The sequence below is a fragment of the Candidatus Accumulibacter similis genome (assembly GCA_013347225.1).
Lineage (GTDB): Bacteria > Pseudomonadota > Gammaproteobacteria > Burkholderiales > Rhodocyclaceae > Accumulibacter > Accumulibacter similis.
Genome location: CP054595.1, coordinates 1,971,033 through 1,997,144, shown reverse-complemented (window position 1 = coordinate 1,997,144; position 26,112 = coordinate 1,971,033). Strand labels below are relative to the sequence as shown.

Here is a 26,112-nt window from a genome sequence, read left to right as displayed (position 1 = left end):
GCCGGCCCGCGTCGGAGGCCTCGCGAAGCGATGCTCGCGCTCGGCGTCGTCGCCGTCATCCACGTCGCGGCAGCCTATGGCCTGTGGACGCACCGTCTCCTCGCGGCACACGCCGAAGTGAGGATGCTGCAGGTCGACTTCGTTGCGCCGACGTTGACGCCGCCGCGCGTTCCGCTGCCGGCCGAGCCGCATCGTCCGCAGCCGCCGGGCAAGCCCGCGACGCCACGCCAGCGACCGCCGCCACGCCAGACGCTGCTGGTGACGCCGCCGCAGGCGAGCGCAGCGGCGGTCATGGCAGCCACCGCCGAGCAACACCCCGTGGTCGTCGACGCGCCGGCAGCGGCTGCGGCAGCGACGCCTCCGGTGCAACGGGGACCGGTGGCCCTGGGGTCCGAGTTGTCGGTCGTCTGTCACCACCGGCCAGCCCCCGCCTATCCGCCGCTGTCGCGGCGGCTGGAGGAGACCGGCGAAGTCATCGTGCGGGTCGAACTCGGCGAGGACGGCAGCGTCGCCGCGGCGCGGGTCGAACACGGCAGCGGCCATCAACGGCTCGACGACGCCGCGCTGGCAGCGGTCAGGAGCTGGCGCTGCAGTGTGCCGCCGGGCTTCGGTCGTGGCGCGCGCGCCGTTGCGCTGCAGCCTTTCCGCTTTGTCCTGCAGTGACGTCAGGCACCGACGACCGCGGCCCGACACGCCCGGCGGGGCGTTGCGCGGCCACGTCGCGGCACGCCTCCGCGGTTGGAATGCGGCCCTCCCGCCTCCTTCGTCGCGCTTCCCCTGCCGCAGGCAGACAACCTTTCCTGGATTCCGAATCGTGCAGTCACAGTTCGTTGATGGCTTCGGTGTGGCCCATTTCCTCTCGCAGGCCGACCTCGTCGGCCGGCTGGTCCTGCTCGTCCTGCTGCTCCTGTCGCTGGCAAGCTGGTATCTGATCATCAGCCGCTCGCTGGCCAGCCATTTCGCGCAGCGACGGGCGAAGGCCTTTCTTGCGCGCTTCTGGAGCAGCCGCAGCGAAGACCTGCGACGCCGCCTGCAGGACGAGGCGTGCGATCACGCCTTCGCGCGCCTGGCTGCCGAGGGGCTCGACGCGCTCGCCGACAGCGGCGACGTCAGCTTGGCGGCGGCAGGCGGCTTCGCCGAATACCTCAGCCGGCGGCTCGGCCACGTCATCGACGACGAGGCGGCTGCCGCCGAGTATGGCCTGACGATGCTCGCCTCCGCCGCCTCGGCGGCGCCGTACATCGGGCTGTTCGGTACCGTCTGGGGGATCTACCATGCGCTCGTGCAGATCGGGCTGTCGGGCCAGGGAACGCTCGACAAGGTCGCCGGACCGGTCGGCGAGGCGCTGATCATGACCGCGCTCGGCCTGGCGGTGGCGATTCCGGCGGTGCTTGCCCACAACGCCTTCAACCGCCGCAACCGCCTGTGGCTGGCGCGCCTCGAAGGCTTTGCGCACGAGCTCTACGTGCTGCTGACGGTGAAGGGCATCGCCGCCGATGCCGCTGCCGCGCAGGCGCCCGCTGCCGGTCCATGAGCGACTGCCGCTTCCGCCGCCAGCGCCAGGCGGCGCCACGCGCCGACATGAACGTCGTGCCGCTGGTCGACGTGATGCTGGTACTGCTGGTGATCTTCATCGTCACCGCGCCGCTGCTGACGCATGCGGTGAAGATCGACCTGCCGCAGGCGTCGAGCCAGGTCAACGTGACCCGCGACGAGCGCGTCGAGCTGGCGGTGCGCGAGGACGGCGCGCTGTACTGGAACGGCGAGCCGCTGACGCTCGAACAACTGACCGAACGCTGTGATGCCGCCGGCCGGCAGGCGCCGCAGCCCGAATTCCACCTGCACGCCGACCGCCACGTGCACTACGAGCGCGTCGCGCGGGTGCTGGCGATCGCCGTCCGTTCCGGCCTGCAGCGTGTCGGTTTCGTCTCGCTGCCGGAGGAGCGGGCGACACGGTAGCGGCCCACCCGCCGCCTCACCGTCTTCCGGCCATCGATCCGGATTTCCTGCCGCAAGGCGCAGTTCCGTTGACGGCAGCGCCATCAGCAGGTGTAGGGCTGGCAGAGCCACTGCTTGACGACCTGTATGTCGCGACTTGGAAGGTAGTGGAAACCGGCCTCGACGTCGTTGATCACGGCATTGGCCAGAGCGTAGGGCGCGCTGCGGACGGTCAGCATGTGGAAGAACCAGGCCATCGGGAAACCTGCGGCCCTGTCGTAGCGGGCCATCGCCCGATGCAATGCCAGCCCCTGCATGCCGAAGGTGGCGGCGAACCTGGGTGCCGCACCGTTCAGTGCGGCCACCGGCGTGGCGTGCAGTACGGCCTGCCGGTAATGGTCGAGATGCTCGCGTACGGCAATCACCCAGTGGTTGGAAAACTGCGTCGCCGCGCTGGCGCTGCTGGCTTCCCATGCCTCGACGAAACGATGAATCGGCTGCGCTTCGGGCTTCTGCGCACGCATGCGGGCAAGAAAGGCGGCGACCGGCGTCAGCCGGCGCAGGACCAGGAACGGTGAGCCGATCGGTTCGGTGCCGGCACAGCAGGTGACGTCGGCGCCGCGCGGATCGATCAGTTCCTCGATTCCCGATGGCAGGTTCTCGGCCGCGTACAGTGGATGACAGACGACCTCCTGCAGTTCCTCGATTTCGATCTGAACGAAATCAGTGGCGCCGCTGCCGGTCGCGGCGACAAAGTAACGCGTGCGCCCGGTGAGTCGTGTCGCCCGCAGACCGCGTTCGGCGCAGTCGTCGCAGAGGGCACCCATGTCGTCGTCGTGGGCCGCCAGTTGCTGCTCGGCCCAGGTTTCGAGATTGTCCGAAAGGCGGACATGGTTCGCGTCAACGACACCACCCAGGCGGTACCAGCCGCCGCGCGACAGGACCTGGCGAAAGGTCAGCCCGGGAGCCAGTACCGCCAGGTCCCTGGCCAGCATCTCGGGCCCGGCGGTGGCAGGCGTTCGTACGCACAGCTCGGCGACCCGGCGAGACAGTTCCTGCCAGTCCGGGGTGCTATTCATTCCCGGTGGCTTTCATGCGTCCTCGACAACGAGGTCCGCCACGAAGCGGGCCAGCGAACCGGCTTCGACGCCCATGATCCGGGCCAGCCACGGCGGTGGATGTCGCAGTGCCCGCTGCAGTTGAGCAAGCGCCTGCAGGGCGTCGCCGCCTGCGTTCCCGCGACTCGCCACCTTGACCGGGTGGATGCCGGTGCGGACGACCTTGGCCGTCGCCGGGCCACCGATCGACTGCACATAGACGATCTGGCAATCATTGATCAGCGCGGTACGCGCGACGTTGCGATCCGCGGCGTGATCCGCGGCCACCGTCGGCCGCACGGCAATCAGCCGCACCTCGTCCGGGGAGACCTGATAGACCAGAAAGCGCTCGCACGAGCCAAAGTGCCCGTCGAGCAACTGCCCGCGGTTCGACGCGCAGGCGACGCGGATCGATCCCGGCATGTCGCCGGCGGCGTAGCTCGCCACCGGCGGCAGGTCGCTGTCGACGATGTCCTCGCCCCACAGCATGCGCACGGCCTGCTTCAGTTGCTCCCGCGCCACGTCGGTCACGATCACTTCATCCCCCTGCAGCATCAGCTGCAGATCAGCCACCGTGACGGTGGCGAGTTTGGCCTCGGTCAACGGCAACTCCAGTCGCTCAGCCAACGCCGAGACCAGTTCCCTGGCCGACACGATGCCCAGCTCGCGAGCAGCGAGCGCGACGCGTAGAGCCGCTTCACGGCCAATCGACTGCGCCATCGGAGCCTCCCTCGAGCCTAGGCGAAGACGATGCAGGATTCGCCTGCCGGACAGGCATCGAGACACCGAGGCGAGTCGAACTGGTCGTCGCACTCGGTGCACGTGTCGGCATTGATCCGGTACATGCCGCCCTTGCTGGTGATCGAGTTCGTCGGGCAGACCGGCTTGCAGTCGCCGCACGAGGTGCACTCGGCCTGGATGATCTTCATTGCCATGATGTCACTCTCCGTTGAATGGCCTACTCCGCTGCATCCAGTCGCCTGGCGCGCAGCGAGATCGGGAAGCGTGCAGGCAGCGCCTGCGGTTCAATGTAGTAGGTGCCGCCGTTGTTGAGCCGGATCTCGCCACCCCACTTGTCGGAGCTGTCGAACTCCATCGCGACGATGGCGTCCTCGAGATCACGCTTCGGCAGGTAGAACGAATAGGTACCGACAGCCGTCTTGCGGACCATGATGTTGGCCATGAAACTTCCTCTTGCAGTTGGCGACGGGAACGGCGAACGTCCCCGTCGGGCTGGTTCAGCGCACTCAGCGCACCAGATCGAAGTTGTAGTCGGTGGTACCCATGCCCATCGTCTCCTGGTCGAGCCGCTCGAGCACCGCATTGACCAGTGTCGTGACCACCTGCATCGCCCCCTCGTAGCCCATGGTCGTCTGGCGATGCAGATGATGACGGTCGAACAGCGGAAAGCCGATGCGAATCAACGGCACCTCGAATTCCCTGCCCTTGTGCAGCGTGTCGCGCTGGATGAACTTGCCGTAGCTGTTGCCGATCAGGAAATCCGGCCTGTCGGTGAAGCAGAGCGAGCGCAGGTGCCACAGGTCGATGCCGGTCCAGGCCTTGGCGTTGACCCCGAACGGGCTTTCCGAGAACATTTTCTCCATCGTCTTCAGCCAGCGCTTGCTGCCGTTGTGGCTGACGACGTGCGTCGGTTCGGCACCGCACTCGAAGAGGATCTTGACCATCCCCATGACGAAGTCCGGGTCGCCGTAGAGAGCGAATCGCCTGCCATGCAGCCAGGCGTGCGAATCGGACATCAGGTCGACCAGACGGCCGCGTTCCTTGGCCAGCGATTCCGGGATCGGCTTGCCGGTCAGTTCGGAGACCTTCATCAGAAAGTCGTCGGTCCAGTCGACACCCATCGGGATGTTGAGCATGGGCACCTCGTGGTTCCAGGTGTTCTCGACCAGCTTCTTCGTCTTGTCCAACTGGAATGGTTGCAGCAGGACGGTGCTGATGGCGTTCGGCGCGTCCTTGATCTCATCCTGCGTCGTGCCGCCGGCGTACATCCGGAACTCGCCGTCGGCGGGCGTGTCGAGCACCTCGGTCGGGTCGGAGAGCAGCGTCGCCTCGACGTCCATCTCGGCCATCATTCGCTTGATGACCCGGAAGTTGCCGAGATAGGTCTCGAAGCCGGGAACGAAGTTGAGCTTGCCGTTCTTGCCTGGCGCCTTGTCGGCCATGTGGTTCAGCGTGAACGAGCGCATGATGCCTTCGAACATGTTGTCCCAGCCGGTGACGTGCGAGCCGACGAAAGACGGCGTGTGCGCAAAGGGGACCGGGAAGTCGTCCGGCACGTGCCCTTCCTTCCTGGCGTTGTTGATGAAGGCATTGAGGTCGTCACCGATGACTTCCGCCATGCAGGTGGTCGATACCGCGATCATTTCCGGCTTGTAGATCGCACGGGCATTCTCGAGGCCGTCGAACATGTTCTTCTGGCCGCCAAATACCGCGGCATCTTCGGTCATCGAATCCGAGACGCAGCAAATCGGCTCCTTGAAGTGACGATTGAAATAGGTGCGGAAGTAGGAGACGCACCCCTGCGAGCCATGGACGTAGGGCAGCGTCTTCTCGAAACCCAGCGCACAGAGGACGGCGCCGAGCGGCTGGCAGGCCTTGGCCGGATCGACGGTCAGCGCCTCGCGCTTGAAGTTCAGCTCCTGATATTCCGCGCTGGTGGTCCACAGGAAGATCTCCTGCACCTTCTCCGGGGGATGGCGCTCTTCGCAGCCGTCCCGCTTGTTCTTCAACGAGGCCTGATAGTCCGCTTCGCCGAAAAGCGGGTAGCAGGGCTTGATATCGTCTACAGCTTGCATCTTCATCTCCTTTGGCCGCGCCACCCATCTGTGGACGCGGACACCACTTGAGGGAAATTCTTTCAGGCGACCTTCTTCAACTCGCCTGCTTCACTCGGTGCGGCCGAATCGCCCGACTCCGGCTGCTTCTTCCACGGTGGCGTCTGCTTGCTCCAGCACGGGTTGGAAATCGCCATGTCCATGTCGCGGGCGAAGATGGCGAAGCCGTCGTAACCGTGGTACGGACCCGAGTAGTCCCACGAGTGCATCTGGCGCAGCGGGATGCCCATTTTCTGGAAGACGTACTTCTCCTTGATGCCGGAACCGACCAGGTCGGGCTTCATCCGCTTGATGAACTCTTCCAGTTCGAAGCCGGTGGCATCGTCGTAGAGCAGCGTCGCGTTGCCCATTTCCTTGATCGTGCGGTCATAATCGTCGTTGTGCGCGAACTCGTAGCCGGTGCCGATGACCTGCATGCCCAGGTCCTCGTAGGCGCCAATGACGTGCCGTGGTCGCAGGCCACCGACGTAGAGCATCACCGTCTTGCCCTGCAGGCGCGGCTTGTAGTGGGCGATCACCGCCTCCATAGTCGGCTGGTACCTGGCGATCACGCGCTCGGCGCCTTCCTTGATGTGATCATCGAAGTGGGCGGCAATGGCCCGCAGCGACTCGGCAATCTTGGTCGGACCGAAGAAGTTGTATTCCAGCCAGGGAATACCGTACTTCTCCTCCATGTGGCGGCTGATGTAATTCATCGAGCGGTAGCAGTGCAGAAGGTTGAGCTTGACCTTCGGCGTCATTTCGATCTCCGCCAGCGTACCGTCGCCAGCCCACTGCGAGACCACGCGCAGGCCCATCTCCTCGAGCAGGATGCGCGACGCCCAGGCATCGCCGCCGATGTTGTAGTCGCCAATGATGGAAACATCGTAGGGGGTGGCTGCGAACGGCTGGCCATCGCGCTTGTCGAGGACCCAGTCGCGGATCGAATCGTTGGCGATGTGGTGCCCGAGAGACTGCGAGACGCCACGGAAGCCTTCACAGCGCACCGGAACGATCGGCTTGTCGATTTCCTTGGCGGCTTTCTTCGAGACCGCCTCGATATCGTCGCCGATCAGGCCGATCGGGCACTCGGATTGCACCGAAATGCCCTTGTGCAGGGGAAACAGCGTCTCGATCTCGCTGATCAGCCTGGCCAGCTTCTTGTCGCCACCGAAGACGATGTCCTTCTCCTGGAAGTCGGAGGTGAAATTCATGGTGCCGAAGGTGTCGACGCCGGTGGTGCCGACGTAATAGTTGCGGCGGCCGGCACGCGAATACTGGCCGCAGCCGATGGGACCGTGCGAGACGTGGATCATGTCCTTGATCGGACCCCAGACCACCCCCTTGGAACCGGCGTAGGCACAGCCGCGCACGGTCATCACACCGGGCAGCGACTTGCGGTTGGACGTGATGCATTTCTTCGATTGTTCGATCGACTGGTCGTTGACCGCGAGGTGCTTCGCGCGGTCCTTCCTGGCCTTGTCGGGGTAAACCTCGAGTACCTCCTGAATCAGGGCCTCGGTTTCTTCACGGGTCAACTCAGACATCCTGCTTCTCCTTTTGCGCTGCCGGCACTCATCTGTGCGCGGCAGCCGCGGGTTGAGACGGTATGGCGCAATCCAGGCGGCTCAGGCAGCGGCGAGCGCTTCAGCCTGCTCGGCCGCCAGCTGGGCAGCGGTCTTGCCGATGATCGACTCGTCGTCCGCCTGCAGGATGCCGAACTCCATCAGCAGTTCCTCGAGTTCGTCCATCGTCACCGGCGTCGGGATGACGAAGTTCCTGTTGTCGACGATCTTCCTCGCCAGCGTGCGGTACTCCTCGGCCTGCGGCGCCGTCGGGTCGTACTCGATCACCGTCATGCGGCGGATCTCGGCGTGCTGGACGATGTTGTGACGCGGGATGAAGTGGATCATCTGGGTGCCCAGCTTGGCGGCCAGCGCCATGATCAGCTCGTCCTCGCGGTCGGTGTTGCGGCTGTTGCAGATCAGGCCGGCGAGGCGCACGCCGCCGGAGTTGGCGTACTTCACGATGCCCTTGGCGATGTTGTTGGCGGCGTACATGGCCATCATCTCGCCCGAGCAGACGATGTAGATTTCCTGCGCCTTGTTCTCGCGGATCGGCATCGCGAAGCCGCCGCAGACGACGTCGCCGAGCACATCGTAGAAGACGAACTCGAGGTCCTCGTCGTAGGCACCCTCCTCCTCGAGGAAATTGATCGCCGTGATCACGCCGCGACCGGCACAGCCGACGCCCGGTTCGGGGCCGCCGGATTCGACGCACTTGATGCCGCCGTAACCGACCGACATCACATCCTCGAGTTCGAGGTCCTCAACCGACCCGGCCTCGGCGGCCAGGCCCATGACCGAGTTCTGCGCCTTGCTGTGCAGGATCAGCCGCGTCGAGTCGGCCTTCGGGTCGCAGCCGACGATCATCACCTTCTTGCCGATCTCGGCCAGCGCGGCGACCAGGTTCTGGGTCGTCGTGGACTTGCCGATCCCGCCCTTGCCGTAAATGGCGGCCTGACGAAGTTTTGCCATGATGCAATCTCCTTGTTGAAGTCCTGCGTTGAAATCCGCTGAAGCAAGGAAGAATCCCGCGCTCCTGACAAGGCTTGTGCACAGAGCGTGCCAGTTCGCGGCGGGGCCGCTGAAACCTTGACGTGGCAAGGCCTGCAGCGATTCTGGAGCGGGCCGGGGAAACGCCGATGTCGGACATTCCCGCGAATCTTTGTCGCGCTCCCGACAAGGACGGCGGGATCTCGCCGCCGCTGCCGCGCCCTGCCCGGCCGGCGATCACGCGCTGATCCCGTCGCCCCATTCGCTCGCTGCAGCCGGCGCACGGTCGTCAGCCTGCTCGCTGGTCCGGCTCGCTGCTTGATTGGAACGGCTGCCTTGACGCGGCGAACGGTCCATGCGGACCATCCCCTCAAGCGCTCTCCTGGCCTACTGGCGATCCGGCCTCGCCGCCGTCGGCATCATCCCCTGCCTCGGGCCGGGCGTTCTCGCCGATGTGAGCTCGCTCGTCGGCGGCCGTGCCATCCCCGCCACCGGCGAGCAACTGCTCCTGGCCATGCATGGTGGACGGCCAATGCTGCCGAAGCTGAGGAACGGGTTCTCTCGCGTCGCGATGAATGTCGGACTCACGGCGTTGCGTCGCCTTCACCGCCGACTAGGTGGATTGCATGACCGGGCTGATGGGTGGCTTTGCCGTGCGCCTGTTCGTCAAGGCGCACCGCCGCGGCAGGCGCCATCTCCTGCTCGGCGTGCGCCTCGATCGTGATGCCGAGCGCATGATCCTGTCCGACCCGCCGCACGACGCGGCAGTCGGACCGCTGGTTCGGCCCTGATCGCTGGAGCGAACGGCAGGGAACGGCGTCTCTGCCGGCGCAGGTGCTCCGTGATCGTCAAGGCGGCTGCGCTGGCGCCGCTGGCCGTGCCGCAGCCAGCTGAGTCGCCGGCGCAACCGTCCGACGGCGATCGGCATACGAGGACCGGCCTGCTCGCGACAATGCGCGCGACCGGTCGACCAGCCGACCGGTGACAGGGTCAGCGGCTCGGGTATTCGACCAGGATGTCCTCGTCGCGGACGATGTACTGGCAAGCGAGACGCCATTCTGTCGGCGGCAGGTCATCGACGTACATCTGCTCGATCTGCGACTGCTTGATCTTGCCCAGTTCCCTGAGGACTGCGACCTCGCGGGCGTTGAGCGGACCGCCCATATGGCCGTACTTGTTGTGGCTGGCCTTGTCGACGCTGCTGACCTTGACGAGGCAGGTCCCGCACTCGCCATCACCACAGCAGAAATCGATCGGGACATGATTGTCCCTGGCAAGCTTCAGAATGGTCTGGGTATGGCTGCCGGCGACGGCGTAGACCGTCTTGTCCCGATGCAGCGGACTGGAGAAGGTGATGTTGGGCATGGCAGGCTCCTGATGGGTGTTGAAGGGTGCGACGAAAGCTCAAGCGGGCTGGACGACCAGGCAACCGCCCAGCACCTGCGCCTGACAGGCCAGGCGGTGGCGGCGCGGCGCCAGGTTGTCCCTGAGCACCTGCTGCTCGAGGACCGAGGGGGCAGCGAGGTTTTCATGACCGGAAACGATCCTGGTCAGGCAGGTACAGCACTCTCCCTCGCGGCAGCCGTAAACGATGCCTGCGCCAACTTTTTCCGACACCTCGATCAGGCGGGTGCCCGCGGGCACGGTGACGGTGACGCCGATATCCTGAAAGGTGATGCTGGCTTTGGGCATGTGGTGTTTCTCCGCTGGATGGAATGGGGAATCAGGAGATCTGTGCGAGATCGAAAGTACGTGGCGTCGGGCGACCGAGCAGCTGAAGCGAAATCTCGCGGCCAAGATCATGGCAAGCGGCAAAGTCGTTGCCGGTCGGCGCCAGGCGCGCCCGGACACCCGGCAGCGGAACGCGCAGCTTCAGGCGGCGCAGGCGCTCTTCGATCATCGGTACCGCCTCGCCGCTCCAGCCATACGAGCCAAAGGCCGCGCCCAGCTTGCCCTTGAGATCCACGACGGTCAGCGAGGAGAGAAGATCCCACACCGGTTTCACCGCATCGCCGTTGATCGTCGGACTGCCGAAAACGAGTGCATCGGCTTCCTCGATGAGGTCGACGAAGGCTGCTGCTTCGCCACCTTCCAGGTCATGCAGCGAGATGCGAACTTCGCCGGCAGCAGTCGACGCGGACTCGGCTCCGGCCACGACGGCTTCCGCCATGCGGCGCGTGGCACCGTAGGCCGAGACATAGAAGACCGCCAGGGTTTTGGTCGCAGCTCCGTACACGGTGCGAGCGGCAAGCGCACGGTAGCGGGCGACGTACTCGAGCGGATCGCGCCGCAGAATCGGGCCGTGCGCGGGAGCGACGACGCGCAACGGCAACGCTTCGATCAGGTCCAGCGCGTCGCGCACGTAGCTGCCGAACGGGCGCATGATGTGTCGGTAGTAGTAGTCGAAGGAGAAGCGGAAATCGCCGACCGCGTCGTTGAACAAACGGCTGTCACAATAGTGGCAACCCAGGAAGTCGGCCGAGAACAGGATCCCTTCGGCCGCCAGCCAGGTGCATTGGGTATCCGGCCAGTGCAGGTACGGCGTGTTGAGGAACTGCAGTTGTCGATCGCCGAGATCGGCGCGGTCGCCGCTGCCGACGAAGGCGACCCGGCCCGCCAGATCTGCCGGGTCGAAAAGCCCGTTCAGCATCAGACGCGCCTGCGGCGAGACCAGCAGTGTCGCGCGCCGGGCGCGCCGCAGCAGTTCCGGCAGGGCGCCGGAGTGATCCGGCTCAAGGTGATTGAGAACGACGGTGGTGATTTCGTCGTAGTCGGCGATTGACTCCAGACGGCCAAAGAAGGCTTCCGAGAAGTCGATCTTGACCGTATCGATGATGGCCACGCCCTGGCTGCCGCGCACCGCATAGGCGTTGTAGCTGGTGCCGTTGGCGGTGCGCAGGATGATGTCGAAGCGCCGCAGGTCGGGATCGAGCGCACCGATCCAGTGCACTCGCGGGGCGACGGGCACGGCGCCGTCAGGGGTGGCCGGGACTGTCATCGGTCGCTGGCTCGACCCGGCAGCAAGCAGCTTTGCCGCCATTGGCCGCTGGCACGGCAGAGCGGTCCTCCGCGAATCGGCGCAAACGGCAGCCTTCAAGCTCATCCGGCGGCACTTGCCGCAGGCCGATCCAGCTGTCGATCGCTGCCGCGTCGAAACCGACCCGGCGTTCGTCCCCGACCTGCAGCAGCGGCCTGCGAATCAGCAGCGGATTGTTGCGCAGGAGGACGAGCGCAGTCGCCTCGTCCAGCTCCTGCGGCACGATCACCCCCGACCGCACGGCCGGTGCTGCCGGGTTGAACCACTGCGCCACTGGCAGGTCGCCGAGGAACTCGAGCAGGCGGAGATTGCTCCAGTAGTGGCGGCGCAGATCGCGAACGTCCAGCTCGTGACCGGCGGCGAGCAGCAGGGCCTTCTGGCGCGCGTTGGCGGCGCAACCGCTCTTCTCGAAGAAAGTCACCCGAGCCATGGCTCAGCGCGCCGCGATCTCGGCCTGCGCCAGTGCCCAGCGTTCGGGGAGAACGCCGGTCAGCGACCCCGGCGGATTCAGTGCCTTGCCGAGGTCGTCGATGATCGCCCCTTCGATCGGACAGATGCTGGCGCACTGCGCTGCGGCAAAGTCGCCGACGCACTCGGTACAGCGCTCGGCCTTGATGACGAAATGCGGCTGCTCGGCCTGAATCGCCTGATTTGGGCAAAGCGGCACGCAGGCCCAGCAATTGATGCAACTGGCGACGATGGTGAAGGCCATGCCCTGCTCCTCAGGCGCGCCTGGCGCCGGTTCTGGCGACGGTCAGCTTGCCGGCAGCAAGCATCTGCTGCCAGACGGCCATCACCGCCTCCTCGACCGCCTGCATGGCATGCTCGCCATTCGGCTGGATGCCGGCCGCTGCGAGCTGCCCCCAGGGTTCGTAGCCGATGCGCGCGCACAACAGCACCTCGCAGTCGACCAGAAGCTCGATCGTTCGCGCCAGCACCGACTCGGCTTCACCGCAGCTCTCCGCACCCGCGCAGTAGGGCTCCACCCTGCGGTGGCCGATCAGGCGGCAGCCGGCAGCCGAGCCCTCGTAGATCAGGAACTCGCGGGCGTGGCCGAAATGACCGGCGACGAGGCCACTTCTCGCCGCCACAGCCATCAGCACCGGTCGGCCGGCAGGGGCCGCGGGCTTCGTTGCGCGGGGATGGAAGTGGACGACCTGCGGGTTCGCCCGTGACACAGCCGGTGACACAGCCGGCGTCGGGCCCCTCGCGCGCTTTGCCGCCAGCCTGGCGGCAATCTCCGCGCGCACCTCACGGCGGACGACCATCGCTGCCTCGTAATCGATGTCCATGGTCTCGATCCTGTCGAGCGTGAACTCGGCGCCACGATCCTCGCCGAGCAGGCCGACCGCATCCGCGCGGCACTGGCGACAGTGGCGCATCATGTTCATGTCGCCGGAGCAGGCATCCTGGACGGCCTGGAGTTCGGCCGGCTGCGGACTCCTCTGGCCCATCACGCCATAGAACGTGCCGTGCTCGGGGCGGGCGATCAACGGCATGACATTGTGCAGGAAGGCCCCCTTGGCCTTGACGATCCGCGATACTTCCGGCAGGTGCGCATCATTGACGCCGGGGATCAGCACCGAGTTCACCTTCACCAGGATGCCGCGCGCACTGAGCATCTCCAGACCGAGTTGCTGTTGCTCGACGAGAATCGCCGCCGCCCGTCGTCCGCGGACGCGCCGGTTCTGCCAGAAGATCCACGGATGAATCCGGGCACCGACATCCGGGTCGACGCAGTTGATGGTGATCGTGACGTGGTCGATGTGGTAGCGGCACAGGTCCTCGACATGCCTGGGCAGCATCAGGCCGTTGGTGGAAACGCAGAGCTTGATGTCGGGCGCCTTCTGCGCCAACTGGCGGAAGGTTTCAAAGGTTCGCTCCGGATTGGCCAGCGGATCGCCGGGACCGGCGATGCCCAGCACGCTCATCTGGGGAATCCTGGTTGCTACCGCCAGGGTCTTGCAGACCGCCTGGTCCGGGGTCAGCACTTCGGAAACGACACCGGGCCGCGACTCGTTCGCACAATCGTACTTGCGATTGCAGTAGTGGCACTGGATGTTGCAGGCGGGTGCGACTGCGACATGCATGCGCGCGAAATGATGGTGGGCATCCTCCGAATAGCACGGATGATCCTCGATCCTCGCCCGGATGGCGTCCGTCAGACCGCCGATCTGCCCGGGTCTGGCGCTGCAACCGCCGGTGCCACCACCGGCTGCGACGCGCGACGACGATTCATTCACAGGCAGGTCCATGGCAAGCGATTCCTTAAACGCGGGAGGCAGCAGCTATGCAGCAACTGTCGTGCCAGCCCCTGGATTGGCTCAAGCCATTGACCAATAGACGTTTTCTTACTTTGTCGGTGATGTCGCAAAGGCGACAAATACCGATTGACCGGCACACGCAAGCGCCCTCGGCGCGACCGCGGCAGCCCGCGACCCGCCGCAACCGGTCCCGGTGCTGGACGATCCACCGCTGCACGTGCTCCTCGCGCTCGTTCCCGCTTGTCTGGAGCAGGCCCGGGAGCGTCGGCGGGAGATCAGATTCGCTTCATCGGGATGTTCAGGATCTGCACCCGGTAGGCGATCTGCCGCGGCGTCATGCCGAGCAGACGGGCAGCCCGCGCCTGCACCCAACCGGCGCGCTCGAGGGCAGCGATCACCCGCTGCCGTTCGCCTTGTTCGGCCGCCGGCTCGCCGTCGCCGGCGCCCACGGCGGCACTTGCGGCCCGGGCACCGGGCGGCGCGGTGGCGGCGACCGACGAGCCAGGCAGGGCGCTCGGGGCGACGCCTGGCTGGCGCTTGCTGCCCCGTTCGCGCACCCTGTCGATATGGATCAGCTCGGCGTCGATTTCGCCGCTTTCCGACATCACTGCCGCACGCTCGAGGCAGTTCTCCAGCTCGCGCACGTTGCCTGGCCAGTGGTGCTGCACCAGACGCCGCTGCGCACCGGCGGTGAGACGCAGCGGCCGGCGCTGCAGGCCGCCAAGACGGTCGAGCAGGTGCCTGGCGATCCGCGGCACGTCCTCGAGCCGTTCGCGCAGCGGCGGCAACAGGATGGGCATCACGTTCAGGCGATAGTACAGGTCCTCGCGGAAGTCACCGCTATCGACCGCCGCTTCGAGGTCGCGATGCGTGGCGGCGAGCAGTCGCACGTCGAGCTTCAGTGTGCGACCGCCGCCGACCCGCTCGAGTTCGCCCTCCTGCAGCACGCGCAACAGCTTTGCCTGGAAGGCCGGTGAGACGTCGCCGATCTCGTCGAGAAACAGCGTGCCACCATCGGCCATCTCGAAGCGCCCCTTGCGCGAACTCACGGCGCCGGTGAAGGCACCCTTCTCATGCCCGAAAAGTTCCGACTCCAGCAGGTTCTCGGGCAGGGAGGCACAGTTGAGCCGCACGTAGGGGCCGCGTGCCCGTGGTGAGTTGTAGTGGATGGCGTTGGCGATCAGTTCCTTGCCTGTACCGGTCTCGCCGCGGATCAGGACCGTCGTCGACCACTTGGCAACCATGCGCACCTGGTCGAAGACGCGCATCATGACCGGCGAATGGCCAACGAGGTTGGCGAAGCCGGGACGATGACCCAGGGCACGGCGCTGCGCGTCACGCTCCGCGTCGAGCGGACGGCCAGCCTCCTGTCTGAGGTCGAGCGACAGCCGGACGCTCTGGGCGATCAGATCGGCGAGCAACTCGACAAAGCGGACCCGCTCGTCGAGCAGACCGTCGTCGGGCGCATCGGGCTGTACCGCCAGCACGCCCTGCAGCGTCCCGCCGAGACGGATCGGGACGGCAATGAACGGCAGCTCTCGTTCGTACAGGCCAAGCCGGTTGAGGAAACACGGATCGTCACCGACCTGAGCAATCGCGCACGACCTGCCGCTCTCGACGATGCGACCCAGCAGACCCTCGCCCGCCCGGTAGCAGACGGCCTGGAAATCATCGTGATCGAGACCATGCACCGCGTGCACACTCAGGTCGCCACTTTCCGGATGGGCGATGGCGATCAGGCCGCGACTCAAGTGCCCACTGATCTCCAGTGTGCGCAGCACTTCACGCAGGGTCTGTGGCGCATCGAGCGCGCGCGCCAGCAACTGTCCGACGCGCGCGAGAACCGCAAACTGCGATTGCAGCAGCGATGCGGAACGATCGTTCATGGTCGTCGGTGCAGCGGCAGCAACACGCGCACACAGCAGCCGCGGCTCGTCGTCGGCTTGATCTCGAGGAAGCCGCCATGCTCGGCGGCAACCTGCTGCGCTGCCGACAGGCCCGTGCCGAGATGACCACCTCCGCGTTTGGTGGTGTGGAAGGGCTCGAAGACTTTCAACAACTGGGCGCTGTCGATACCTGGTCCACTGTCGGCGATATCCACTTCAATGCCACCCAGACGCGCCCGGCTGGTCACCGTCAGCTCACGCTCACGGCAGCCTCGGGTGTTCATCGCCTCGATGGCGTTGTCGATCAGCGCCTTGAAGAGCGAGCGCAGCTTGTTCGGCGCCCCCAGCAGCGCCGGCAACGTCGTCTGCGGTTGCCAGATCACCGTGATGCCGGCGGCGAGCAGGCGGCCGGTGGACAGGTCGAGCACGTCGCGCAGCAGTTCGTTGAGGTTGACCGCGCCAATCGGTTCCCGAGTCTTGGCGGGGATCATCGAACGGAGGTCCGCGAGCACCTGCTGACCAGTGGCAATGGCCTCCGCGAGAGCGGCCGACATCGGGTCCGTCTCGCCCTGGCGCCGCGCCAGCATGCCGACCACCGAAGCCATCATGTTGAGCGGCCCCTCGAGGCGGAAGACCGCCGCCGCGAGGCTCTCGCGCAAACCCGACGCGCGATCCTCGTCGGCCATCACGGCCTGCAGTGCGGCCACGCGCACCTTTTCCTGCTGGGTGCGCAGGCTCGTGATCTCCTTCGCCACCAGCAGCAGGTAGTCGCGCCCCTGACCAGCGAGGAAGGCATCGGCGGAGGCGTCGTCCTCGCGGACGCGGCTGCCCGAGCACGAGAACCAGCGCGGGGAGCGACCACCGGGAGGATCGAGCCGCACCTCGTGATCGAGAAAGAGGTAGCCGGACGGGCGCCGGCCACGTCCCGTCTCGGGTTCGAGGCTGGCGCGCACGGCCGACATGAGCAGCAGTGCCGGCTCTGCCATTCCCAGGTCGGCCTGAAGCTTCTTGTACTCGTGGTTGTCGAGGACGACGCGGTCGTCGGCGTCGAGCAGCGCAATGACCATCGGTGCGGCATCGACAACCGACTCGATCAGCGCCTTCTGATTCCGTACCTGGGACTCCAGGCGGTGGAGATCGGTGATGTCGCGATGCATGCCGAGATGGTTCAGGACCTCGCCGCTGGCATTCACCACGGGCGAGATGCTCAGTTCGGCAAGATACCTGCTTCCGTCCTTGCGCCGATTGACCAGGTGCCCCCTCCAGGGTTCGCCATGCGAGATCGTCTGCCAAAGGGCGCGATAGAAATCGCGCGGCATGCTGTGGTCGGAGACGATCGACTGGTTCTGGCCCACGGCCTCCTCGCTCGCGTAGCCTGTGACGCGGGTGAAGGCTGGATTGACGTACAGGATGTTGCCCTGCGCATCGGTGATCGAGATCGCCATGTCGGCCTGATTGACCGTCTGCTGGAAGACCTGTGGATGGACGCTGGGCGGCAGCACCTCGGCCACCCGCGTTGCGCCGTCGGTCGCTGCCTGGAGCTGCTTGCTGGTCATCGCGCGCCTCCCTTTCGAAGTGTTTGGCCAATACCGAGCACGTTTCGTGCCGCCGTTGATTCGGCGGGCCTTTCTCGTTGTATTCGTGGCGATTTGTCGGGTTTCCGACAATGCTGGCGGCTACCGCGCGCAGCTCGCCGGGGCTCGCACGAGACCGGAAAACGCCATGCTGGTGCGCACTTGGCAACGCCGGCACGGCTGTGGTGTGCCGCGTCGCAAGCAGTGGCACGGTTCGTGCGTGACGATTGCCAAGGAGCTTGCCGACAATGACCGCCTATTTCCTGCTGCTGCTCACGACCGCCCTGGTCAACAACGTGGTGCTGGTCAAGTTTCTCGGACTGTGTCCCTTCATGGGCGTCTCGCGAAGCATGGACAGCGCGCTGGGGATGGGGCTCGCCACGACGTTCGTCATCACCCTGGCCTGCGCCGCCACCTGGATGCTCGAGCACTGGCTGCTGATGCCCTTCGACCTCGGCTACCTGCGCATTCTGACCTTCATCCTGGTCATCGCGGCGGCCGTCCAGTTCGTCGAGATGGTCGTCAGGAGATCGGCGCCGGCGCTGTATCAGGCACTGGGCATCTACCTGCCGCTGATCACGACCAACTGCGCGGTGCTGGGCGTGGCGCTGCTCACCGCCCAGGAACGGATGGGCTTCCTGCAGAGCCTCGTTTACGGCTTTGGATCGGCCCTCGGTTTCACCGTGGTGCTGGTGGTCTTTGCCGGCCTGCGTGAGCGCCTGGCGCTGGCGCCGGTACCGGCCGCCTTTGCCGGCGCGCCCGTGAGTTTCATCCTCGCCAGCCTGCTGTCACTTGCATTCATGGGCTTTGCCGGCCTCAGTTTTTCACAGGAGACCTCGTCATGTGGCTCGCCATTCTGTCCCTGACCGTTCTGGGCACCCTGCTTGGCCTCGCCCTCGGCGTGGCGGCGAAGTACTTGCACGTCGACGGCAACTCGCTGGTCGCCGAGATCGAGGCCCTGATGCCCGGTTCGAACTGCGGTCAGTGCGGCTTTGCCGGCTGCCCGCGCGCGGCGGCGGCGATCGCCGAGGGAAGTGCACCGGTGACGCTCTGTCCACCGGGCGGCAAGGCGTTGGCGAAGGCCCTGGCGGCGAAGCTTGGGATCAGCATCGACCTCGAAGCCGTCGTCGACCACGGGCCGCAGATTGCCCACGTCGCCGAAGAGATCTGCATCGGCTGTTGCCGCTGCAGCAAGGTCTGCCCGACGGATGCCATCGTCGGTGCGGCAAAGCAGATCCACAACGTGATCCGCGAAGCCTGCACCGGCTGCGGCAGCTGCATCGACCGCTGCCCGACCGAGGCGCTGCTGCTGCAGACACTGCCGGTCACCGTGCAGCACTGGGTCTGGCCGAAGCCGGCAACGACACCAGCGGCGCTCGCTGCGTAGCCGGCAATCGACTGTCACCGACCGACAACGAGGCTCGACGTGCGCATCCTGGAAAAGATTCTCGGCCGCCACCCGCATTGGGGTGTCCATCCCGAAGACCACAAGCGACCTGCGGCAGACGCGCCGCTGCGCTCGCTGCCGTTGCCGGAAGTACTCCGCGTGCCGCTGCAGCAGCACGTGGGAAGTCCGGCGCGACCGGTGGTACTGGTCGGAGAGCGTGTCTTGAAGGGCGATCTGATCGCCGAGCCGAACGGCAACATCTCGGCGCCGGTGCATGCGCCGACCTCGGGCTGGATCAGCGCGATCGGCGAGATCACCGCACCACATCCTTCCGGCCTCCCGCAACTGGCGATCACGATCACCGCCGACGGCGCCGACACCTGGTGCGAACGCCTGCCGGTGGCCGACCCGTTCGCGCTGGCACCCGAGGAAATCTCCCGGCGAACGGCGGCGGCGGGTGTCGTCGGGCTCGGTGGCGCCACCTTCCCGGCGGCGGTCAAGTTCAACCTCGGCCGCCGCCTGCGGGTCGGCACGCTGATCGTCAACGGCGGCGAATGCGAGCCTTACCTGTCATCGGACGATCGCATCATGCGCGACCGTGCCACCGAAGTGGTCGACGGTCTGCGCATCGTGATGCACGCCATCGGCGCCCGCGAAGCCCTGGTTGGCATCGAGGACAACAAGCCGCAGGCGATCACCGCCATGCGGGCGGCCGCCGCCGCTTTCGGCCACGTGCAGGTGCGGGTGGTGCCAGCGCGCTATCCGATGGGATCGGACAAGCAATTGATCCAGACCCTGACGGGCAAGGAGGTCCCGGCCGATGCGCGTGCCGCCGAGGTCGGCGTGCTGGTGCACAACGTGTCGACCTGTGCCGCGGTGCACCGCGCGCTGCGCCGCGGCGAGCCGCTCGTCGAGCGCATCGTCACGCTGAACGGCGGCGCCCTGACGCGACCCGGCAATGTGCTGGCACCGATCGGCACGCCGGTGGTCGACCTCCTGCGCTGTGCCGGCATCCGCGAGCGGCCGGCGCGGCTGATACTGGGCGGACCGATGATGGGCATCGTCCTGCCGCACGCCCGGGTACCCATCGTCAAGGGGGCGTCGGGCGTCCTCGCCTTCGACGCGGCCGAGGCGCGGACCCCGGCTGCCGGACCCTGCATCCGTTGCGGCAGTTGCACACGGGCGTGCCCGATGGGCCTCTTGCCGCTGGAGATGGCCAGCCGTATCCGCGCCGATGATCTCGACGGCGCTGCGGGCTTCGGCCTGTCGGACTGTATCGGCTGCGGCTGCTGTACCTACGTCTGTCCCTCGCACATTCCGCTGGTGCAGTATTTCAGCTACGCCAAGGGCGAATTGTCGGCGCGCGAGCGGAGCAGGCTGCGCGACGCCGCGACGCGCCGCCTCGCCGAAGAGCGGGCCGCGCGGCTGCAGCGCGAGGCGCGCGAGAAGGCCGCGGCCGCCGCCCGACGCAAGGCGGAGCGCGACGCCGCCAAGGCCGCCGCCGGCGGCGGTGTGCCGCCGCTGCGGGAGCGCGTCGTCGTCAGGCCCACCAGCGAGACGGCGACATGATCACGCCGCGCCACGTCGCTCCGGTCGCGGCGCCGCATGCCGCCGGCGCCAACTGCGTCGCCCGGGTCATGCTGTGGGTCGCTGCCGCCCTGCTCCCGGCGACGCTCTTCGGTTTCTGGCTGTACGGCTGGCCGGCCCTGCACCTGTGGTGGATCACCACCGCTTCGGCGATCCTCGGCGAGGCGTTCTGCCTGCGCCTGCGACGACAACCGGTCCGGCCATCGCTGCGCGATGCTTCCGCCCTGCTCACCGGCTGGTTGCTGGCGCTCTCGCTGCCGCCCTGGGCACCGTGGTGGGTGGGCGCGGTCGGTGGCCTGTTCGCCACCGTGATCGGCAAGCAGGTCTTTGGTGGCCTGGGGCAGAACCTCTTCAATCCGGCGATGGTGGCAAGGGTGATGCTGCTGATCTCCTTCCCGGTGCCGATGACCCTGTGGACGGCGCCGATCCCGCTGCTCTCCGCAAACGCCCCGGGATTCGTCGATGGTCTGCGGATCACCTTCGGTGCACTGCCGACAGCGCTCGACGCGATGAGCAGCGCGACCCTTTTCGGTTACGCCCGCAGCGAACTGTCGCGTGGCGTAGATCTGTTGCAGTCGCTGGCTGCGACGCAGGCACCAACGCTCAGCCTCGTCGGCGAGCGCGCCGGCAGCCTGGGCGAAACGGCGTCACTGCTGATTGCTGCCGGCGGCCTGCTGTTGCTCGGCTTGCGCCTCATCTCCTGGCACATCCCGTTCGCCATGTTGGCGACGCTCGCCCTGTTCGCCTCGCTGATGCACGGCAGCGACCCGGCTCGCTACCTGTCGGCCGGCACCCACCTGCTGTCCGGCGGAGCCATGCTGGGGGCCTTCTTCATTGCCACCGACTACGTGACCTCGCCAAACACGCCGCTCGGCCAGCTCATCTTCGGCGCCGGCGTCGGCTTCCTGACCTACGTCATTCGTACCTGGGGCGGCTACCCGGAAGGCGTCGCCTTCGCCGTGCTGCTGATGAATGCGCTGACACCGGTCATCGACCGCTATGTCAAGCCGCGCATCTATGGCCGTGACCGGCGCGGCGCGCCACTGGAGATCGAGCCGTGAAGCTCGCCATCGACGCACTGCGCGACCGCCTGGCCTATCAGGGGGTTTCGCTCGGCGTGATCGCGCTGGTCGCCAGCGCGGCCCTGGCCTTCGCCGTCAGCGGCACGCGTGAGCGGATCGTCGCCGCCGAGGCGCGCGATCTCCAGGCATCCCTGGCGCAGGTGCTGCCGGACGGATTCGCCGACAACGACCTGCTGGCCGACACGCTGGAGATCGGCAACAGCGACGGGACCAGCAAGCGGGTCTACCTCGCGCGCCGCCAGGGCGAGATCGCCGCGGCCATCTTCCAGACCTCGGCACGCGGCTACGCCGGCGATGTGCTGGTGCTGGTCGGCATCGATCGTGCCGGCATGCTGCTCGGCGCGCGCGTTCTCAAGCACGCCGAAACCCCGGGCCTGGGCGACAAGATCGACCTGGCGAAGTCACCGTGGATTCTGTCGTTCAACGGCCTGTCGCTGGCGACTCTGCCGGCCGAGAAGTGGGCGGTCAAGAAGGACGGCGGCGTCTTCGACCAGATGGCCGGCGCCACCATCACGCCGCGCGCCGTCGTCAAGGCGGTCAAGGAAGGACTCGACTTTTTTGCCGCGCACCGCGCGGAAATCCTGCGTGGAGGCCGGACCCCATGAAACGACTCGTTCAGACCCTGAAGGACGGTCTGTGGCTGCAGAACGTCGTCTTTGCCCAGATGCTCGCGCTCTGCCCGGCAATGGCCGTCACCACCAGCGGCACCAACGGCCTGGGCATGGGCCTGGCGACGACGGTGGTACTGGTCACGTCCAATGTTCTGGTGGCGTCGATCCGCTCGCTGGTGAGCCCGCAGGTACGCATCCCGGTCTTCGTCGTCCTGATCGCGACGCTGGTGACCCTCGTCGATCTCGGGCTCAACGCCTGGTTGCACGATCTGTACAAGGTGCTCGGCCTGTTCATCGCCCTGATCGTGGTGAACTGCGCCATCCTGGGGCGCGCGGAAGCCTTTGCCTCGAAGAACAGCGTCGCCGCATCGGCCGCCGACGGTCTGGCCATGGGCCTCGGCTTCAGCGGCGCCCTGACATTGATCGGCCTGATCCGCGAGTTTCTCGGCAGCGGTACCGTCTTCGCACAGGCGAGCCTGCTGCTGGGACCCACGTTCCGCGCCATCGAACTGACCGTGATTCCCGGCTACGACGGCTTTCTGCTGATGGTCCTGCCGCCGGGCGGCTTTCTCGTCCTCGGCCTGTTGCTGGCCGGCAAGCGGGCGTGCGAGTTGCGCACGCGGAATGCGAAGGTTGGCGCGGTGCCGGCTCCGGCGCTCGCCTGAGTCGGTTGCCAGCAGCGAAAGGAGTTTTGTCATGCAGGTGGGCGTCGCGTACTCCGAGGCCGGTCAGCAGATCTGGATGACCATCGAGGTGCCTGACGAGTCGACCGTTCGTCAGGCGATCGACTGCTCCGGGATCCTCCGGTCCTTTCCCGGCATTGACCTGCAGACGCAGAAGGTGGGCGTCTTCGGCCGACTGGTGAAGCTCGACACGGCCCTTCGGCCGGGCGACCGGGTCGAGATCTACCGCGCCATCACCTGTGACCCCCAAACGGTCCCCCGCCGCGATGGCGACAGCGACGATGATGAGTAGGCTGGCTCGCTGCCCTCGGACTGCAGCATCAGCAGCAGCATCAGGAGCTGGTTCTCGCCGACCTCAGGCACCTCTTCTCGCCCACTCCCCTGGCACCCGCCCACCGGCTGCCACCTGCGGCCGCGGCATGCTGGCAGTTCTCGCCCATCCGCCTGGCGCGCGACGCGGACGCGGTCGAACCTGGCGCCTGACGGGCAGCGACGATGGCAGAGCGGACCAGGCGCAGTTGCTCGACCGTCAGCGGGCGGGTAGCCGCGAGGCACCGGCTGGCCGATCATCAGGACGCGCCGAGCGGTTGCTGCCTTGCCTGACGCGCTGCCCGCAACACCTGGCCGACCGCGCAATCGGACTCATGATCGTTCACCAGACCCATCGCCTGCATGAAGGCATAGACCGTGGTCGGACCAACGAACTTCCAGCCCCTCTGCCGCAGGTCTCTGGCGAGAGCCTCCGACTCGGGGCTCTGGGTGAGCGTTTGCAGGTACTCCCGGGTCAGGTTCTGCGACCTGCCGGCGACGTCGACCTCGAACCGCCAGAAGTACGCCGACAGGCTGCCAAACTCGTCCTGCAGCGCCAGTGCTCGCCCGGCGTTGTTGATCGTCGCGAGAATCTTGCCACGATGGCGGACGATCGCCTCGTTGCGCAGGAGCTGCGCCACCTCCGGTTCGCCGAATGCGGCCACACCCTGCGGGTCGAAACCCGCGAAGGCCTGACGAAACGACTCGCGCTTCCGGAGTATCGTCAACCAGCTCAGGCCGGACTGGAAAGCCTCGAGGCAGATCTTCTCGAAGAGCCGGCGATCGTCGGTGACGGGCTGGCCCCATTCGTGGTCGTGATAGTCGATCAGGAGTGCCGACTGCTGGCACCAGGAGCAGCGCACGGGTTGCTTCCCCGACGGCTCCGCCGCACCCGCCGGCAACCCATCCTGTCCCGGCTGCGGCATGGCCCGCTCAGGCAACCCGGCGCAGCAGCGCTGCCAGGGCTGTGGGATCGGTCAGCGGCAGGTCGCAGCTGCCCTGCTGGCAGACATACACGGTCGCGCGATTCCCCTGGGCACGCCTGCCGCGCACGAAGGGGACACGGTCGGCGAGCGAATCGATCGCCGACTCGGCACCGCCGGCAAGCGCGTGCGCCGGCAGAAAGGTTCGCCGCAGGATGTCGAGCAGCGGAGCCGCCGTGGCCGCCGCGCCATCCGGCCAGACGACCACGATCTCGAGCACCGTGGCGGCGTGGAACTCGACCGCGAGCAGCGCCTCGCCCATGCTGAACGGCCGCTCCGTGAGAACCGCCGCATGGGCGAGCAAGGCACGTTCGGCGATCCGCCGCCAGTGACCGGCGCCGGTGAAGGTTGCCAGTCGCAGCACATTCATGAGGGCAACCGATGTGCCTGACGGCTCGGCGCCATCGTGGGCAGGCTTCTCGCGCGCGATCAGGGTCTCGTGGTCGTGACTGGTCATGAACCAGCCGCCGGCCGGATCGGCGAACAGGACCTCGGTGGCGTCGGCAAGCAGCAGCGCCTCGCGCAGGTAGCGCGGATCGAAGCTCGCCTCGTAGAGATCGATGAGGCCAGCGACGAGAAAGGCGTGGTCGTCGAGGAAGGCATCCTGTCGCGCCTGCCCGTCCTTGTAGCAGCGCTGCAGCCGCCCGCCCGGAGCGCGCAGCCCGGTCAGCGCAAAATCCGCCGCCCGAGCTGCGGCGAGCACGTAGGGGTGGTGGTCGAGAATCCGCCCCGCCAGCGCCAGCGCCGAGATCATCAGGCCGTTCCAGGAAGCCAGAACCTTGTCGTCACGCAGGGGCTGAACACGCCTGGCACGCACCTCTCGCAGCCGCGCACGGGCACCGGCGAGAGCTGCCCAGGCCTGCTCGTCGGGCTGCGGAACGTGCAGGATGTTGCTCCCCTCCCAGTTGCCGCCACGACGAACACCGTAATGCGCGAGGAACCGGCGGGTCGTCGCCTCCCCAAGGGAAGCGAGTTCGTGACGGATCTCGCTCTCGCTCCAGACGAAGAAACGTCCCTCGACGCCTTCCGAATCGGCGTCGGTTGCGCTGTGGAAGCCGCCGCCGGCATCGCTCATCTCGCGCAGCACGTAGTCGCAGGTTTCCCGTACGACGCGGGCGAAATCCGCGCGACCCGTGAGCTGGAAGGCCTCGGCGTAGGCGACGACGAGCAGGGCATTGTCGTAGAGCATCTTCTCGAAGTGCGGCAGCAGCCACTCGCCGTCGGTCGAATAGCGGTGAAAACCACCGGCCAGCTGATCGTAGAGGCCACCCGCCGCCATCCTCTCCAGGGTGAGCACCGCCATGCGCAGCGATCCGGCATCGCCGCTGCGCCGGTGGTGCCGCAGGAGCAGCCGCAACGGGAGATGGGAAGGAAACTTGGGCAACCGGCGCAGACCACCGTGGACCTCGTCGAAAAGCGGGCGGAAATGCTCAACCGTCGCGTCGACCAGATCGCGGCCCGGCAACGGCGGCTCCCCGGCCGCCGCCGGCGAAGCGGGACTGCCGTGCAGGTCGAGACGAATCGCCTGCACCATGGCGGTGCACGCCAGGCGCACGCGCTGCGGATCGCGCTGGAAGATGTCGGACAGGGCCTGCAGGAGTGACAGGAAGCCAAGCCGCGCGCCACGCTCGCCATCGCGCGGCGGGAAGTAGGTTCCACCGTAGAAGGGCTCGCGTGCGGCGCTCAGCCAGACGCTCATCGGCCAGCCACCGGAGCCGGCAAGTTGCTGCACGGCGCTCATGTACACTGCGTCGATGTCCGGCCGCTCTTCGCGATCGACCTTGACCGCGACGTAGTGACTGTTCAGGAAGCCAGCGATTTCTTCGTCCTCGAACGACTCGCTCTCCATGACGTGGCACCAGTGACAGGTCGAATAGCCGATCGACAGGAATACCGGTCGACCGAGACGCGCCGCTTCAGCAAAGGCCTCGTCGCCCCACGGAAACCAGTTCACCGGATTGTGCGCGTGCTGCAACAGGTACGGGCTGCTCTCCAGCAGCAACCGGTTGCTGAAGCGGGGCCGGCCCTGCTCGTCGCGGTGCTGCGTGCGCGGCGCACGCGCCGGGTCGATGCCGGCCAACGCGCGTGCCAGCCTCTGCTGCAGAGGCAGCGCAAAGGGTTCGCTTCCGGGCAGCACGGCAGCTTGCATGAGGCTCTCCAGATCAGGCGCCAGACCCCTGCGCACGGCCGGATGTCCGGGCCCGCAGGAGCGGTGTCGAAAGCCGTTGGCGGGACCCTCGTCGGCCGCTGACAACGGGCGGGCACAACTGCGGTCGCCGGTCCTG

General features: G+C 66.8%; 28 protein-coding genes. 11 read left to right on the top strand and 17 right to left on the bottom strand.

Annotated elements, in window-relative coordinates; all coding sequences use genetic code 11:
- Window positions 1–30 precede the first annotated feature (30 nt).
- The 3 genes from HT579_09275 (at window position 31) to HT579_09265 (ending at window position 1,959) form a co-directional block, all read left to right on the top strand.
- Entirely contained in the window at window positions 31–663 is a 633-nt protein-coding gene (locus HT579_09275; GenBank protein ID QKS29083.1) for an energy transducer TonB, read from the top strand.
- A 151-nt stretch (window positions 664–814) separates the two neighbouring features.
- A complete protein-coding gene (locus tag HT579_09270; protein ID QKS29082.1) occupies window positions 815–1,534 on the top strand; it encodes a MotA/TolQ/ExbB proton channel family protein in 720 nt (239 codons plus the stop codon).
- Window positions 1,531–1,959: a biopolymer transporter ExbD gene (locus HT579_09265; protein QKS29081.1), complete on the top strand. Its 429-nt coding sequence runs from the start codon at window positions 1,531–1,533 to the stop codon at window positions 1,957–1,959. Before HT579_09270 ends, HT579_09265 begins: the two co-directional genes overlap by 4 nt.
- An 83-nt stretch (window positions 1,960–2,042) precedes the next feature.
- Here HT579_09265 and HT579_09260 read toward each other — a convergent pair whose 3' ends face one another.
- From HT579_09260 to nifH, 7 genes are all read right to left on the bottom strand, one after another.
- On the bottom strand, window positions 2,043–3,017 hold the full coding sequence (locus HT579_09260; protein ID QKS29080.1) for a hypothetical protein: 975 nt from the start codon (window positions 3,015–3,017) through the stop codon (window positions 2,043–2,045).
- Window positions 3,018–3,029: 12 nt separating this feature from the next.
- The gene (locus HT579_09255; GenBank protein ID QKS29079.1) at window positions 3,030–3,755 is read right to left on the bottom strand and encodes a dinitrogenase iron-molybdenum cofactor biosynthesis protein; all 726 of its coding nucleotides are present in this window, start codon (window positions 3,753–3,755) and stop codon (window positions 3,030–3,032) included.
- Between the two features lie 17 nt (window positions 3,756–3,772).
- A complete protein-coding gene (locus HT579_09250) occupies window positions 3,773–3,970 on the bottom strand; it encodes a 4Fe-4S dicluster domain-containing protein (protein QKS29078.1) in 198 nt (65 codons plus the stop codon).
- 23 nt (window positions 3,971–3,993) lie between these two features.
- A complete protein-coding gene (nifT, locus tag HT579_09245; GenBank protein ID QKS29077.1) occupies window positions 3,994–4,218 on the bottom strand; it encodes a putative nitrogen fixation protein NifT in 225 nt (74 codons plus the stop codon).
- A gap of 64 nt (window positions 4,219–4,282) precedes the next feature.
- On the bottom strand, window positions 4,283–5,851 hold the full coding sequence (gene nifK, locus HT579_09240; GenBank protein QKS29076.1) for a nitrogenase molybdenum-iron protein subunit beta: 1,569 nt from the start codon (window positions 5,849–5,851) through the stop codon (window positions 4,283–4,285).
- Window positions 5,852–5,913: 62 nt separating this feature from the next.
- Window positions 5,914–7,416 carry a nitrogenase molybdenum-iron protein alpha chain gene (nifD, locus tag HT579_09235; protein QKS29075.1) on the bottom strand — a complete coding sequence of 501 codons (1,503 nt, stop codon included), beginning with the start codon at window positions 7,414–7,416 and terminating at the stop codon, window positions 5,914–5,916.
- 81 nt (window positions 7,417–7,497) lie between these two features.
- A complete protein-coding gene (gene nifH, locus HT579_09230; GenBank protein QKS29074.1) occupies window positions 7,498–8,406 on the bottom strand; it encodes a nitrogenase iron protein in 909 nt (302 codons plus the stop codon).
- A gap of 644 nt (window positions 8,407–9,050) precedes the next feature.
- On the opposite strand from nifH, the gene HT579_09225 reads away from it, so the two are divergent.
- Complete coding sequence (locus tag HT579_09225) at window positions 9,051–9,215, top strand: hypothetical protein (protein QKS29073.1); 165 nt, start codon at window positions 9,051–9,053, stop codon at window positions 9,213–9,215.
- A gap of 199 nt (window positions 9,216–9,414) precedes the next feature.
- Here the strand turns inward: HT579_09225 and HT579_09220 are convergent, their stop codons facing one another.
- The 8 genes from HT579_09220 to nifL form a co-directional block, all read right to left on the bottom strand.
- A complete protein-coding gene (locus HT579_09220; protein QKS29072.1) occupies window positions 9,415–9,789 on the bottom strand; it encodes a (2Fe-2S)-binding protein in 375 nt (124 codons plus the stop codon).
- A gap of 39 nt (window positions 9,790–9,828) precedes the next feature.
- Window positions 9,829–10,116: a (2Fe-2S)-binding protein gene (locus HT579_09215; protein ID QKS29071.1), complete on the bottom strand. Its 288-nt coding sequence runs from the start codon at window positions 10,114–10,116 to the stop codon at window positions 9,829–9,831.
- Between the two features lie 31 nt (window positions 10,117–10,147).
- Complete coding sequence (locus HT579_09210) at window positions 10,148–11,464, bottom strand: FprA family A-type flavoprotein (GenBank protein ID QKS29070.1); 1,317 nt, start codon at window positions 11,462–11,464, stop codon at window positions 10,148–10,150.
- Entirely contained in the window at window positions 11,400–11,891 is a 492-nt protein-coding gene (locus HT579_09205; GenBank protein QKS29069.1) for a hypothetical protein, read from the bottom strand. The genes HT579_09210 and HT579_09205 overlap by 65 nt, the downstream gene beginning before the upstream one ends.
- A 3-nt stretch (window positions 11,892–11,894) precedes the next feature.
- Complete coding sequence (locus tag HT579_09200) at window positions 11,895–12,173, bottom strand: 4Fe-4S dicluster domain-containing protein (GenBank protein QKS29068.1); 279 nt, start codon at window positions 12,171–12,173, stop codon at window positions 11,895–11,897.
- Between the two features lie 10 nt (window positions 12,174–12,183).
- Complete coding sequence (gene nifB / locus HT579_09195; GenBank protein ID QKS29067.1) at window positions 12,184–13,716, bottom strand: nitrogenase cofactor biosynthesis protein NifB; 1,533 nt, start codon at window positions 13,714–13,716, stop codon at window positions 12,184–12,186.
- A gap of 284 nt (window positions 13,717–14,000) precedes the next feature.
- Window positions 14,001–15,611 (bottom strand): nif-specific transcriptional activator NifA, encoded by a 1,611-nt coding sequence (gene nifA, locus HT579_09190; protein QKS29066.1) that lies wholly within the window; start codon window positions 15,609–15,611, stop codon window positions 14,001–14,003.
- Window positions 15,608–17,167 carry a nitrogen fixation negative regulator NifL gene (gene nifL / locus HT579_09185; GenBank protein QKS29065.1) on the bottom strand — a complete coding sequence of 520 codons (1,560 nt, stop codon included), beginning with the start codon at window positions 17,165–17,167 and terminating at the stop codon, window positions 15,608–15,610. Before nifL ends, nifA begins: the two co-directional genes overlap by 4 nt.
- Before the next feature lie 266 nt (window positions 17,168–17,433).
- On the opposite strand from nifL, the gene rsxA reads away from it, so the two are divergent.
- From rsxA to HT579_09150, 7 genes are read left to right on the top strand one after another with little or no spacing between them, the layout of a single operon-like run.
- Window positions 17,434–18,051, top strand: a complete 618-nt coding sequence (gene rsxA, locus HT579_09180) for an electron transport complex subunit RsxA (GenBank protein ID QKS29064.1) — start codon at window positions 17,434–17,436, stop codon at window positions 18,049–18,051.
- Window positions 18,027–18,572, top strand: coding sequence for an RnfABCDGE type electron transport complex subunit B (locus HT579_09175; protein ID QKS29063.1), 546 nt, complete (start codon window positions 18,027–18,029; stop codon window positions 18,570–18,572). Before rsxA ends, HT579_09175 begins: the two co-directional genes overlap by 25 nt.
- 39 nt (window positions 18,573–18,611) lie before the next feature.
- Window positions 18,612–20,141: an electron transport complex subunit RsxC gene (gene rsxC / locus HT579_09170; GenBank protein ID QKS29062.1), complete on the top strand. Its 1,530-nt coding sequence runs from the start codon at window positions 18,612–18,614 to the stop codon at window positions 20,139–20,141.
- A complete protein-coding gene (locus HT579_09165) occupies window positions 20,138–21,220 on the top strand; it encodes an RnfABCDGE type electron transport complex subunit D (protein QKS29061.1) in 1,083 nt (360 codons plus the stop codon). The genes rsxC and HT579_09165 overlap by 4 nt, the downstream gene beginning before the upstream one ends.
- Entirely contained in the window at window positions 21,217–21,846 is a 630-nt protein-coding gene (rsxG, locus tag HT579_09160; protein ID QKS29060.1) for an electron transport complex subunit RsxG, read from the top strand. Before HT579_09165 ends, rsxG begins: the two co-directional genes overlap by 4 nt.
- Entirely contained in the window at window positions 21,843–22,517 is a 675-nt protein-coding gene (locus HT579_09155) for an electron transport complex subunit E (GenBank protein ID QKS29059.1), read from the top strand. The genes rsxG and HT579_09155 overlap by 4 nt, the downstream gene beginning before the upstream one ends.
- A gap of 31 nt (window positions 22,518–22,548) precedes the next feature.
- Window positions 22,549–22,827, top strand: coding sequence for an RnfH family protein (locus HT579_09150; protein QKS29058.1), 279 nt, complete (start codon window positions 22,549–22,551; stop codon window positions 22,825–22,827).
- 277 nt (window positions 22,828–23,104) lie between these two features.
- On the opposite strand, the gene HT579_09145 is transcribed toward HT579_09150, so the two are convergent.
- Entirely contained in the window at window positions 23,105–23,770 is a 666-nt protein-coding gene (locus HT579_09145) for a DNA-3-methyladenine glycosylase I (GenBank protein QKS29057.1), read from the bottom strand.
- Between the two features lie 7 nt (window positions 23,771–23,777).
- A complete protein-coding gene (locus HT579_09140; GenBank protein ID QKS29056.1) occupies window positions 23,778–25,976 on the bottom strand; it encodes a thioredoxin domain-containing protein in 2,199 nt (732 codons plus the stop codon).
- Window positions 25,977–26,112 lie beyond the last annotated feature (136 nt).